The organism is Acidithiobacillus sp. AMEEHan (genome assembly GCF_030996345.1).
In the GTDB taxonomy this organism is placed as follows: domain Bacteria; phylum Pseudomonadota; class Gammaproteobacteria; order Acidithiobacillales; family Acidithiobacillaceae; genus Igneacidithiobacillus.
This window is the reverse complement of record NZ_CP118747.1, coordinates 1,359,149-1,371,672: the sequence shown is the minus strand read 5'-3', so window position 1 is coordinate 1,371,672 and position 12,524 is coordinate 1,359,149. Positions and strand designations below refer to the sequence as shown.

Annotated in this window: 9 protein-coding genes; all 9 read right to left on the bottom strand. The window is 60.6% G+C overall.

Features of this window, described 5'->3' with window-relative positions; translation table 11 throughout:
* Positions 1 to 37 precede the first annotated feature (37 nt).
* The 9 genes from ORD17_RS06990 to ORD17_RS06950 all read right to left on the bottom strand — a co-directional run bounded on the left by ORD17_RS06990 (position 38) and on the right by ORD17_RS06950 (position 12,499).
* Positions 38 to 652 (bottom strand): DUF4276 family protein, encoded by a 615-nt coding sequence (locus ORD17_RS06990; protein WP_308387597.1) that lies wholly within the window; start codon positions 650 to 652, stop codon positions 38 to 40.
* On the bottom strand, positions 649 to 1,854 hold the full coding sequence (locus ORD17_RS06985; protein WP_308387596.1) for an AAA family ATPase: 1,206 nt from the start codon (positions 1,852 to 1,854) through the stop codon (positions 649 to 651). Before ORD17_RS06985 ends, ORD17_RS06990 begins: the two co-directional genes overlap by 4 nt.
* 270 nt (positions 1,855 to 2,124) lie before the next feature.
* Entirely contained in the window at positions 2,125 to 3,336 is a 1,212-nt protein-coding gene (locus ORD17_RS06980) for an ATP-binding protein (protein ID WP_308387595.1), read from the bottom strand.
* A gap of 281 nt (positions 3,337 to 3,617) precedes the next feature.
* Complete coding sequence (locus ORD17_RS06975) at positions 3,618 to 4,853, bottom strand: hypothetical protein (protein WP_308387593.1); 1,236 nt, start codon at positions 4,851 to 4,853, stop codon at positions 3,618 to 3,620.
* On the bottom strand, positions 4,778 to 6,970 hold the full coding sequence (locus ORD17_RS06970) for a Piwi domain-containing protein (protein ID WP_308387592.1): 2,193 nt from the start codon (positions 6,968 to 6,970) through the stop codon (positions 4,778 to 4,780). Before ORD17_RS06970 ends, ORD17_RS06975 begins: the two co-directional genes overlap by 76 nt.
* An 11-nt stretch (positions 6,971 to 6,981) precedes the next feature.
* On the bottom strand, positions 6,982 to 8,259 hold the full coding sequence (locus tag ORD17_RS06965) for a restriction endonuclease subunit S (RefSeq protein WP_308387591.1): 1,278 nt from the start codon (positions 8,257 to 8,259) through the stop codon (positions 6,982 to 6,984).
* 81 nt (positions 8,260 to 8,340) lie between these two features.
* On the bottom strand, positions 8,341 to 9,513 hold the full coding sequence (locus tag ORD17_RS06960) for a Fic family protein (RefSeq protein WP_308387590.1): 1,173 nt from the start codon (positions 9,511 to 9,513) through the stop codon (positions 8,341 to 8,343).
* A gap of 119 nt (positions 9,514 to 9,632) precedes the next feature.
* Positions 9,633 to 11,192, bottom strand: a complete 1,560-nt coding sequence (locus tag ORD17_RS06955) for a class I SAM-dependent DNA methyltransferase (RefSeq protein WP_308387589.1) — start codon at positions 11,190 to 11,192, stop codon at positions 9,633 to 9,635.
* A gap of 254 nt (positions 11,193 to 11,446) precedes the next feature.
* Positions 11,447 to 12,499: an IS5 family transposase gene (locus ORD17_RS06950; RefSeq protein WP_308387588.1), complete on the bottom strand. Its 1,053-nt coding sequence runs from the start codon at positions 12,497 to 12,499 to the stop codon at positions 11,447 to 11,449.
* Between the last annotated feature and the right edge of the window lie 25 nt (positions 12,500 to 12,524).

Sequence of the window (12,524 nt, the reverse complement as noted above, 5' to 3'; positions counted from 1 at the left end):
AAGAGGAGAACCAACGCGCGTTCATCAAAGCAGCAGGTCATGTCAACAATGCCTCCACACCTTGAACGAAGACCTGAAAGCTACGCGAGCGGTTGGCTTGCAGATCGAGTTTGGGAGCGATGCGCCGCGCAGCGTCGATTTTTGGATAACTGCTCTTGTAAATGCCGTGCTTTTTGAGGAAGCGGTGCAATGCTTCCCAGGAGCCGCCATTGTCGGGATTGCGGAAAATGCCTTTGCCGACATCGACCGTAGGCAGGCTGCTAAACGCCTGACGTAGAGCCGCAGCGTCACCGATAAACCAAGATTCCAACTCCTCGACTGCGATGCGGTTGACGACGTGGAAGTGTTTTTGGGCGTCGGGGTGGGTCTTGGTTGCGAGTCCCGCCGTCCTCGCCATGTCTTCGAGCTGGCGCTTGAGCGACGCGCAATCGTCGCTGTCCTGGTCTACCAGTACGACCACGCGCAACGGCTCGCCCCGGTCGATGCGATCACGGTATGCTGCAAGTCGGCCCGGCAGTGCCTTGAGCAGCTTGTGTTTGCTCCCCAGATTGATCAGCTTCCATCGCGCACGGCCACGCAACAGCTTCGGCAGCACATGCCGAAGCGCTTCTTCTGCCGAAGGCTCTTCGACCAGAAACTCGATCTGCGTCACGCCTCATCCCCCATTGCAAGCGGATCACCGGCGTCGAAATGCCCTTCCATCCAAAGCTCCCCAAGCGTCGCTCCCTGCCGGATGAAGTGCTGTATCCCCGGCATGTCGGCCACCCGGCGCACACGGGTATATCCATCGGCGGCGCGGTACAGCACTCGCACCTCTTCCGGTCGCAGGGGGTTGATGAAGAAGGGCGAATGGGTGGTGACGATCAGTTGCGTGCGATCCGCCGCCTGCTGGCACTCCTCGGCCAGCTCCGGCAGCAGGCGCGGATGGAGGTAGTTTTCCGGCTCCTCGATGCCCACGAGTCGAGGCGGGTCGGGGTCGTAGAGAACGGTCAGATAGGCCAGCAGCTTCAGCGTGCCGTCGGAGGCAAAACGGGACAGCACCGGCTTGGAAAACGGTGCATCCTTGACCAAAAGCAGCAAGCGGCTGTCTTCCAAAACCTGGGCTTCGACTTTTTCGATTCGGGGGATGCGCCGCCGCAGCGTCTCGAAGATCTGTTCCAGGCGCTCAGGGTGCTGCTCGCGCAGATACTGAATCACGTTGGGCAGGTTATCGCCCGTCGGTGAAAGGCGCTCCTCGGCTCCAGCCTCCGGATTGCCGCGCGCGGCGTCTGCCGAGAGATACGACAGGTGCCAGCCGGTGATGAAGTTACGCAGCGCAATCACGCGCGGGTTTTCAGCCAAGGTGCCCAAGGTGTTCACGGCCAACACGTCCGGGCCGGAGAGGCGCTTGTCGACGCGCTTGTCACTGGCCTCAGGCATCTCGCCGGTGATGACCTCACCCTCGCCGTAGCGGTAGTCGAGGAAATGAAAAGGTGCTGCCGGATGCCCGCGCTTCCAACGCAAAAATTCGCGCGAAACCACAGGCCCTCTGGCCTGCTCCTGGATTTCCAGGTGGTATGTGATGAGCGGCGTGCCGGGGCGCTCGCGGTATTGCAGTTCAATCACGATGGGGCCATCCCGATCACGGCTGCGCAGCTCGCGAAATCGCCCACGCCGATCCCATGCTTTGCGCAAGCCATCGCTGAAGCACTCAGCCAAAAACGCAAAGACATCGAATACCGTAGATTTGCCGCTGCCATTGGGCCCCAACAACACCGTCAGCGGCGTGAGGCGCTCCAAGCGAACATCTTGTAGTGCGCGGAAATTTCTCACACGCAAGCTCTCGATACGCGGTGGCGTAGGTGTCTCGCTCATCCATTTACTCCCCAAATCGCCTCGAGCGGCTGGCCGTCAGCCGAGTTTGCCTCAGATTTGCGCACCAGCGCCAGCGCCGCTTCCAGCTCGGCAGCGTTTTTCTCGAAGCGCGGTAACCGTTGGCCGCAGTATGTGAAAATTTTGCAACTACTGCGCCATGCGCACGCCGGTGCGATGCGCCGTCGGGTTCGGTGCCATACGCGGCCCGCGGGACACTTGTTCCCTGCAAGACAAGTGCGGCTTCTTCGACGGTGGATTCGGCAAAGGCGCTCATCCCTCGACCCAGTGCGCGACCGGCTGCGCGAGGAACTCATCGAGCGCGATGCCGTCGCCGCCGACCAGCAGCGTGCGCTTCGGCCTGAACGCTTCGGCGAAGGCGGCCATGCCCGCCGGCATTTCCCGCACGCGGCCGCTCTTGACTTCGATGGCGACAAGCCGGCGTCCCGTCTTCACGACGAAGTCCACTTCGCGGTTGCGCTCGCGCCAGTAGTAGAGCGCGCAATCGCCGGCCGCGGCGGCGTTGGCCAGATGCGCGCCGACGGCCGACTCGACGAGCCGCCCCCAGAACTCCCGATCGCCTCGCGCCTCATCGAAAGAGAGGCCGCTCGTCGCGCTCAGGAGGGCCGTGTTCAGCACCTGCAGCTTGGGGCTCGACCCGCGGCTGCGGGCAACGTCACCCGCGACCTTCTGCAGGCCGACGACCAGTCCCGCGCCCGCGAGCAGGTCGAGATAGTGCGCGAGCGTGGTCGTGTTGCCGGCATCCTGGAGCTGCCCCAGCATCTTCGTGTACGACAGGATCTGCCCCGAGTAGCGGCAGGCGAGATCGAACAGCCGCCGCAGCAGCGCCGGCTTGTCCACGCGCGCAAGCAGCAGCACGTCGCGCGAGACCGAGGTTTCGATCAGGCTGTCGGCGATGTAGCGGCGCCAGCGTACAGGCTCGCCGATCGAGGGTGCTGCACCCGGATAGCCGCCGAAGTACAGGAATTCCTCCAGCCCGAAGCCGAACGCCGCGCGCATCTCGGCAAACGACCAGTGCGGCAGGTGCAGCAGCTCGAAGCGGCCCGCCAGGCTCTCGCTCATACCGCGCGCGATCAGCAGCGGCGCCGATCCCAGCAGCACCACCTTGAGCAGCACGCGCCGGCGCGTGTCCTCGTCCCACTGGCGCTTGACCGTCTCAGACCAGCCGGGGATCTTCTGGATCTCGTCGAGCACGAGCACTGCACCCGCCTTGCCGGCTTGACCCGCGGCCAGGCGCGCCGCCTCCCACTGCTGCGCGATCCACTCCGTCCCGCGCAGCGTCGGCTCGTCCGCGCTGGCGTAGCGCACAGCGGCGGCGAGGTCTTCGGCGACCTGTTGCACCAGCGTGGACTTGCCCACCTGCCGCGGCCCGGCCACCACCTGAATGAAGCGCCGCGCTTCGGCGAGCCGGCGGGCCAGTTCGGCCGCCTGCGGACGGCGGTAGGGCGAACGTGAAGTGCTCATGACACTGAGTATTTTTACTCAATGCCATGAGTAACACAAGGAGGCGTGCCGGGCTGCGCGTCGCCCTGCGCCGAGAGGCGGCAGTCGGCTGAATACGAGTATGGGCGGCGGCTGAATGCCAATTCGACTCACGGCCACTGGAGCTCGCGGAACCATGTCCGATTGCGCAGCCGCACGCTTCCAGCCACGCGAGAGCGGCGTGTTCGACGACAGGCTCTGAGAATGTACGCATTGTTTAAGCTTTCCCAAGCTAACAAACAGTCATGTTTCTGTATGGCCCATCATGTGTTCTCTCCCTGGTTCATCGTTGAGGGAGCGCTAACCACGACACAGCCATTTATCCCCTCTATCTTCAAAACACCTTCCTTGAACTTCGTGTGTTCCTCCGTTGCCCGCGTGCAATCCCACAGGAAACTGACAATCCGCGCATCCTTGTATTTCGCGTCGGCGCGATAGAGGGAGGCGTCCTCGGCGATCTCCCCAATGAGCGTCGGGAAGGACTTCTTTACGTCCTTCCGGTATTTGACCTCGATGACCGTGTGCAGCGACGGCAGGTAAAGATCAATGCGCGGATTCTTCTGCCCGACAGGCTGGAGGTTCACTTCGTCCGCGATGTCGTTGAAGATCGGCCCGAGCAGGACATAGAGAAGGTTCTGGACGTGGTATTCGTTTTCCACGGGCCACTTCGCGGGTTCTGCGCCTCGTGTGCGGCCCGAATCTTCCCATGTCCACCGCTTGAGGCCGACAGGGATATGCTCCAGAAATCCCAGAAGGTCGTCGAGGCTCCAGCCCTTCGGCGGCACGATAGCCAAGTCCTGATTGACCTGATCGAAGACGTGAACCATCAGGCTTAAGAGCGCTGTCGATGCGTCCCCTTGCGCCTGCGCCCGGAACTCAACCATGAAGCGTCCGATCAGGGACATGCGGCTTTGGTGATCCTCGATCCGCCGTAGCCTCCTGTAGTGAAGGAAAAGCGGTACGCACGCGCTCGCATAGACGGCGGAGTCGCCGCTGAGGACATACGCCGCGATATCTTTCTCAAAGAGATTGAGATGGTCGCCGCTAATCTGCTGCGCCAAGAACTCTGAACTCCAATTCTCGAACTCGCGGGCGATCCGCGCTTCGTTCATCTGCGCAACTAGCCACTTCACGGCCATGACGCCGAACATGTCGGAGACCCACGGGCGCGGCGTGGAGTCGATCTTGGCAGCCTGCCCGAGCAAGCGCGAGACATCCTGGCTTGAAACTGTTTCGTCCAAAACACCGAGACCCGCAATCGCGCACCGCTGATACAAGGAGAGCGCCGCGAAGTCGAAGGACGGAAGGCCATCCTTCGACAATCCCAGGAAATGCAGGAAGGAGGATTTGAATGGATCGGCGTGCGCGCTCTCGATCACCTTGCGGTGCAGATATTCGCGCAGCGCGTATGCATTGTCCTTCTCTACAGGAACCATTGGGATTGCCCGATCTTCCCGATCATCACCGAGTCGTTCCAGCGCGGAAGCTGGTTCAGCCATCCGAGATTCCGGGCGATCAAGTCGGAATAGCTGATCGTCACCGGCATGGGATTGGGGAAGTAGCTACGCCAGGAGTGCGAGGCGAAACTGTAGAGCTGCGCGCTCAGATACTTGATGTCCTTGAAGGTTGAGTCCTTGTGAACATCGAGGATCACGCCGCGCGGATGCCCGTCCGTGTCCTGGCGTAGCTCGCGCTGCCCGATCAGATAGATCAGCATTTCATGCTTGGAGAGCTTGAAGGTCTTCCCTCGCTGCGGCGCCAGTTTTCCCTTCTGCACGCCCGCTGTCGCGGAGTCGAACATATGCAGCCCGTGATCTTCCGAGATTTTCAGGAAGGCGTATTCGATCTGATATTCTCGGTACTTGTCGATCACGGCGCGGACAGCTTCGATCTCTTCCTTGTTGAACTTCTTGACCTGCGCATGAAAGATCAGGCGGATCGTGTCGCCTTTCTGCCAGTTCATGCGCTTCTGAATCTTCTCGATGGTTTCAGCAAGAACGGAAGTCAAAGCCTCGCAGTACGCCTCCGGCACGACGGCCTTCGATGTGTTCGAGACGATATAGCTACCGTCCCCGGAGAAGACGGTGGTGATGCCCATAATCCGCTGATCGTTCGCGCCGCGCTCCTGCCCGATATTGGCGCTACCGATCCCGATTACGAGTTCATGGGAAAGCGTCGGCGAGGACTTGAGCAGCCACGGAACGCCGCCCATCTTGGCGTAGCAGGCAAGCGCCATGTTGTTGAGCGAGTAGCCGAGTGAGTAATCGGACTGCGCCAGAAGCTCGATGGTGAAATCCTGCACCGGAACTTGATGCAGGAAGAAGAGGCTCTTGCCCAAATAGTACGGATTCTCCGTGACCCTGAGCTTCTTGAAAGACTGTCGGACCTGCACGAGGGCCAAGTCCCATCGCCCGCTGTCATCTGCCTTCTTCCGGATCGCGGCCTCAATGGCATTCTTGTATGCCTCCACGCTGTCGGTGGCGGTCGCGAAGACTTCAACGCGGCTGGTGCCAAGCGTGAACTTGCCTTCAAGCCCGTTGCTGAAGTACCGGCTATTCGTAATGCCTTTGAGGAGCTTGCGGACGAACTGTTCGACGCGGCCCTTGTCATGCTGGGCGCAGATGACGCAGATCGACGGATCGTTTCGGTCAAACGTGCGCTTTGTATAAGGGCCGTACTGTGTCAGACCCCTCTCGGCCCAATCCGCTTCGCCGTTGTCGTTGAAGACAAACACCGGCTTTGGTATCTGCCCGCAATCCTTCTGGATATCGGGCGAATCCTTGATTTCGATGCGCGTGCCGTCGATCAACGTGATGCTCTTCGACTGGATGTACTTCTTGAGGGTGTCGATGCGCGCTTTCTTTTTCTCGCCGCCATTGAAGATAGAGACGGATTGCCGGATATCCTCGACAATGGAATCCTTTTCCGCGCCGTGCGTGTGCAGAATGTAGGCATCGAAGTTCTCACGGCTGGCCTCCAAATAAACGTCTTTCGCCTCGGCCTGAACCACCTGGCCGTCTGGCCGCGTGATGGAGAGCGTTTCGCCTTTGCGGCCATTCACCGATCCCAGGAGTCTTCTGCATCCGTCCGCCTGCTGCGTGACCACGTAACGGCCCGTGAGTTCGAACCCGTCGTTCAGGAAGAACAGGCCATTCTCTTTGACCACCCTGCGCGTTGTGCAATCAATGACAAGGCACGGTTTGCCTAGAATGGTGCGCGTGTCGATGGAGTATTTGGCGCAGACCTTGAAGGGGTAAGCATCGCCAAGTATGGGAACGAGAAGATTGTCTTCAGGCCGGGCGCTCACCAACTCGATAGGGTTGAAGCCGGAGGGATTGCGACCCAGCCCCACAAAGTGCCGCGTCAGCCCGTCCTTGACCAGCGAGCAGAAGATGCCGAAATTGTCTTTGAGCGCGATCGCCTGCGGCGTTCCAAGCACGGGGAACGTGCCATTTCCCGAGAAAATTAGGATGCTATTGCCTTGTCTGCGAAACGCATGAGTCGATCCGTGCTTCGCGCGAAGTTCGTCCAGAACCCCTTTGTCGTAGGGGATCTGGCAAGCTTCGAGCTCTAGCTCGGGAACTATCAGTGGGAATGCGTTCAGAAATACCGGCAAGGTTCGTCCTCTCATGGGTGAGAGAAAACAGTTTTCAGTGAATTCTGCTTTTCTAGCTGGGCAGCCCCAACGCGTAGCTCGCCGGAGATGAGCTTGGGCAGCAGCGTGTCGCGCAGAGCGGCGAGGGTGCGGGATTCGGCAAGAGCCTCGCGAATACGATCTAGCATCGGGCTGACGAGTGCTTCAAACGCTTTGATCACAGCGTGGGAAGGCGCTACGACTTGGACTCCCGCGAGGGTGTCACGAGTGATTGTGTCGAATACGGAGCCATGCGTCCGTTGCTGAAGAATCGAGACCAGCTGACGCGTTGCGAAGTAGTTGAAGAAGCCGCGATCGCCCAGCTTCCCTCGCAAGCCGTAGCAGGACTGGTTCATCGTCATGGGAACGCCCACAAGTGCAACGCGGCCAACTGTCCCGCGTGCGGAGATGATCGTTGTGCCGACCGGAAGAACCCGCGCCGATGAGTTCTCGACCCCGGCGTGGGTAATCTTCTTCTCAGTGTCCAATGTCCAGACATCTGACGGCGGTGGGGCATCGGCGACCGAGAACCATGGGACATCGCCGTTCCAATACTCGGCAACGGATGTCTTCGGTGTCCCGCCACCAATGATCTCCACAGTTTCCGCGAAGGCCTTGACCTCCCACCCCTCCGGAATCTCGCCGAGTTCGGAGTCGATGAGGCGGGCGGGGAAGAGGTCGGCGAGGGGCTTGGGCAGGCCGGGGTCGCGGCCCTCCATCTTGGCGCGCACGGGGTCAAAGTCCACGAACCACGACTTGAACAAGGCGCGGGCCATCGCCTCCAGCGTTTCGTTCTGCTTGCGGTTGAGTTCGATCTTGTCGTCCAGCGTGCCAAGGATATGGGCGATGGCGCGTTGCTCTTCGATGGGTGGGCATTCAAGTTCAATTTTGTTGAGATTGCCTTGCGTTAACTTCGGCATCACAGCGCCGGTGAGATAGCCGCTGATGTCAGACCCCTGAATGGCGTACATCAGAAATCTGGTGTCCGCTTTCTCGTTACCCGTAACAATGTGCGCGTGATTGTTGACCCACGATTTTCCACACGCCATGAAAGCAATAGGCGTTTGTCGAGTGCGCAAATTCTCGCCATCTTCAGCAATCAACAAGTAGTCGCCATCGAACAGGTAGCCGTCCACATAATCAACAATCCCAGAGGCTCCGTAATATGGATAAGGCCCGGGTCGCCTGTCTGATTCTTTTACTGGCTTGCGCTTGCCATCGTGGTTAACGGTCAGATCACCCAGCGAAGTCGTGCGCCACTCACCCGCCATACCCCAGCTCCTTCAGATTGGCTCCGATCGCCGCCTCCAACCGTCCCGCCCACCGCTGCCATCCCGCCAAAACCGACATTCTCATCCCTGCCCATCCTCCTCGAACAGCCGCAGATACGGCTCGAAGCGAAAGCGCCGGTTGCGGGCGTAGCCGGTGATCTCGCGCAGCAGGCCGATGCCCTCCAGCCGGGCGACGATCTGGTTGGCACCGGCGGGGGTGAGGCCCAGCCAGTCGCGCACGGTGGCGACGCTGACGATGGGGTGGTCGAAAAGCCGATCCATCACGCGCTGGCCGTTGGCGGCGGCGCGGCCCAGGTGCTCGGTGATGCGGGCGCGGTAATCCTCGCGCATCTTGAGGATGGCGGCGGCGGTCTGGGTGGCCTCGCGGCTCACCTCGGCCACGCCGTGCAGGAAGAAGGCAAGCCAGCCTTCCCAGTCGCCCGCGTCGCGCGCCGCTTGCAGCCGTTCGTAGTATTCGCTGCGGTGGCGTTTGAAATGGTGCGACAGATACAGCACGGGGCGCGACAGCAGCCCTTTTTCGGTGAGCAGGAAGGTGATGAGCAGCCGCCCGACGCGGCCGTTGCCATCCAGAAACGGGTGGATGGTTTCGAACTGGGCATGGGCCAGCCCCACCTGCACCAGGGGCGGCAGGCCGCCGCCGTCATGCAGAAACCTTTCCAACTCGCCCAGCGCCTGCGGGACTTCGTGCGGGGGCGGCGGCACGAAGCTGGCGGTGGTGAGCGTGCAGCCGGCAGGGCCGATCCAGTTCTGGCTGGTACGCAGCTCGCCGGGGGTGAGCCGCCCGCCACGCACGCCCTGCATGAGTGCGGCGTGGATTTCGCGGATCAGCCGCAGCGAGACGGGCAGTTCCTTCAGGCGCGCCAGGCCCAGGTTCATCGCCCGCACGTAGTTGGCGACTTCATGCACGTCTTTCGGGGTGTCGGGGTCCAAGAGCTGCGCTTCGGCGGCCAGCAGGTTTTGCAGCGAGGACTGGGTGCCTTCGATCTGACTGGAGAGCACCGCCTCCTTGCGCACGTACATGAAGACGAAGAGATCCGGATTGGGCAGCGTGAGCACCGCGCCATCGAGACGGCCCAGGGCGTAGTCGGCGGCGGAGAGTTGGTCACGCAGCGCCCCGGTGAGATCGAGCGGCGGGTCGCGCGGCGGCAGCGGCGCGGGGATGAAGGCGCGGCAGCCACTGGGCTGGCGGATGTAGCGCCCAGCGCGGCCTTCCTTGTTTTCACTTGTCTGCATCGTGGGGCGGTTCCGACCTCTTGCTATCTATTGTGTTTATTATGAGACAGTATCGCTTGTCTGGGAAACACAGCGTTTGCTATGGCAGGCGCCTTTTATCATGCACAACCTAGGGTTCTTTATGGGGCATCAAACCCTAGCACCTTCAAATTGGCCTCAATCGCCGCATCCAGTTTGGCCGCTGCTGTCCGTTGCTCGCGCCACTGTGCGGCCAGTCGAGCCATCTTTTCCGCGAAGGGTTCGCCGTCGTCTTCCTGTTCGGCCGCGCCCACATAACGCCCCGGTGTCAGCACATAGCCGTGCTTGCGGATTTCCTCCAACGAGGCCGACTTGCAGAAGCCGGCCACGTCGGCGTACTCCCCAGCGTCTTTCTCACCGCGCCAAGCGTGGTAGGTGTTGGCAATCTTTTGGATTTCTTCGTTGGTGAGTTCGCGCCGGGTGCGATCCACCAGCACGCCCATCTTGCGCGCGTCGATGAACAGCACCTGCCCGCGCCGGTCACGCAGGCCCTTGCCGGGGTTCTTGTTGCGGGCCAGGAACCAAAGACAAGCGGGTATCTGCGTGGAGTAAAAGAGCTGCCCAGGTAGCGCCACCATGCAATCCACCGCGTCGGCCTCGAGCATCGCCTTGCGGATGTCGCCCTCGCCGGACTGGTTGGAGCTCATCGAGCCGTTGGCCAGCACCACGCCCGCGGTGCCGTTGGGTGCGAGGTGGTGATAGATATGTTGGAGCCACGCGTAGTTGGCGTTACCCACAGGCGGCGTGCCGAATTTCCAGCGCACGTCTTCGCGCAGGCGGTCGCCGCCCCAGTCGGAGATGTTGAACGGGGGATTGGCAAGGATGTAGTCGGCCTTGAGGTCGCGCAGTTCGTCCTTGTGAAAGCTGCCCTCGTTGTTCCAGCGGATGTCGGAGTCGATGCCGCGTACCGCCAAGTTCATCTTGCACAGGCGCCAGGTGGTGTAGTTCGACTCCTGCCCGTAAATCGCAATGTCGCCGATGCGGCCGCCGTGCTCCTGCACGAACTTTTCCGATTGCACGAACATCCCGCCCGAGCCGCAGCACGGGTCGTAGACGCGGCCGGAATATGGCTCCAGCATTTCCACCAGTACCCGCACCACGGAGCGCGGGGTATAGAACTCGCCGCCGCGCTTGCCTTCGGCTCCGGCGAATTGGCCGAGGAAATACTCATACACGCGCCCGAGGATGTCCTTCGAGCGGTCGCCTTCTTCGCCCAGTGCAATGCCGGAGATCAGGTCGATCAGCTCGCCCAGCATCACCTTGTTGAGCGCGGGGCGGGCATAGTCCTTGGGTAGCACGCCCTTGAGCGACTCGTTGTCCTTTTCGATGGCGCGCATCGCGTCGTCAATCAAGCTGCCGATGATGGGCAGCTTGGCGTTGGCTTGCAGATGTGACCAACGTGCCTCCTTGGGCACCCAGAAGATGTTCTCGGCCAAGTATTCATCCTTGTCCTCGGCGGCCTGCGGGTCTTCAGCCAAGAGGGACTGGTGCTTGGCATTGAAGGCATCCGAGATGTACTTCAGGAAAATGAGACCGAGCGCGACGTGCTTGTAGTCGGAAGGCTCCATGTTGCCACGCAGCTTGTCGGCGGCTTTGAACAGTTCCGCCTCGAAGCCGAGGTTGCCGCCGTTGCCATTTTTGCTGGTGTCGTTCTGTGCCATCGTGTCCTTACTCGTTTTTTCGTGTCCGGTTAAATCGGAAAAGCCAATTTTACTTGTCTCATCGCCCCGATCGATTGATTTCTGGCAACGGCTTGTCCCAAGCGATTAGCAGGCCGCTGAAAAACCGCGCGATAAAACTGACCATGCTTCGGTTTTTTTCGGAAATGACTGCCTGAGCGCGCCTCTGGATGGATTTTCTGCGGTTTCTTTGGCCATTTCGATCGATTTACCGAATTCTGGGCGCAATGCTCCCATCATGCCACCCCCAGTCGTGCCATGCGCACCAGATTGTAGGCAGTGGAAACCAAGGTGAAATGCAGGCCCACACGATCCAGACCACGGAATCGCGTCTTGCGCATCCCACCCACGGTTTTCATCCAACCGAAGATCGACTCGATCCGTTTGCGCACGCGGATGCTCGTATACCCGATGTGACGGGTGCTGCGCCCATCAATCGCCGAACCTTTGCATTTTCGGGCCACATGAGGCGTAACGTTGCGGTCACGTAGATTCTGCACGAATTCGTGCCGATCATAGCCCTTGTCAGCACCCAGAGTGATGCGATTCGTACCGCCCAGATCATCGAGGAGCTGCACTGCAGCATCCACTTCTGCTGTGCCATCTGCCGTAGTAACCTGCTTGCTAACGATCAGTTCCTGCCGATTAACTGTTAGCACATACGCCAGAAAGGCCCGACGCGAATCATCTCCCGGCGCCTTTTTATAGAGGCGGCAGTCGGGGTCGGTCACCGAGGCATGGGTGTCATTGCTTCGCTTCTGCCCGCGAAAATCGGAGCCATCGCCCTGCCGGTCATCCGGGTCTTTGGGCTGAAAGGATTTCTGCGAAGCCCAGGCTTCCAGCAAGGTACCATCCACGGAAAAGTGTTCCTCGGAGAGTAGCCCCTGATTCCGTGCCTGCTCCACGACCGTCAGGAAAAAGCGTTGCACGGTTCCATTGTCCAGCAAGCGATCCCGCTTCTTGGTGAACACCGTTGGCACCCAAACCGGGGCATCCATTCCCAAGCCGACAAACCAGCGGAACAGGAGATTGTAATCCAGCTGCTCCAACAGCTGGCGTTCTGAGCGAACGCTGTAAAAGACCTGCAAAAGCAAAGCCCGGAGCAGGTACTCGGGAGGAATCGAGGGGCGGCCGAGGTCCGAATAAATCTGGTTGAAGTGTCCGTCGAATTCAGCCAAGGCCCGGTCCACGATCACTCGGATCGCTCGCAGGGGATGATCTGCCGGCACACGCTCCTCCGGGGATAGATAGCTGAACAACGCGCCCGTCTCTACCTTGGCTCCACGCATGATCGAATCCCTCCGTGCCTTGTCC

Coding starts and splice junctions, on each gene's coding strand:
- ORD17_RS06985 (WP_308387596.1), bottom strand. CDS start 1,854: ATGAGCGAGACACCTACGCCACCGCGTATCGAGAGCTTGCGTGTGAGA.
- ORD17_RS06980 (WP_308387595.1), bottom strand. CDS start 3,336: ATGAGCACTTCACGTTCGCCCTACCGCCGTCCGCAGGCGGCCGAACTG.
- ORD17_RS06975 (WP_308387593.1), bottom strand. CDS start 4,853: ATGGCTGAACCAGCTTCCGCGCTGGAACGACTCGGTGATGATCGGGAA.
- ORD17_RS06965 (WP_308387591.1), bottom strand. CDS start 8,259: ATGGCGGGTGAGTGGCGCACGACTTCGCTGGGTGATCTGACCGTTAAC.
- ORD17_RS06960 (WP_308387590.1), bottom strand. CDS start 9,513: ATGCAGACAAGTGAAAACAAGGAAGGCCGCGCTGGGCGCTACATCCGC.
- ORD17_RS06955 (WP_308387589.1), bottom strand. CDS start 11,192: ATGGCACAGAACGACACCAGCAAAAATGGCAACGGCGGCAACCTCGGC.
- ORD17_RS06950 (WP_308387588.1), bottom strand. CDS start 12,499: ATGCGTGGAGCCAAGGTAGAGACGGGCGCGTTGTTCAGCTATCTATCC.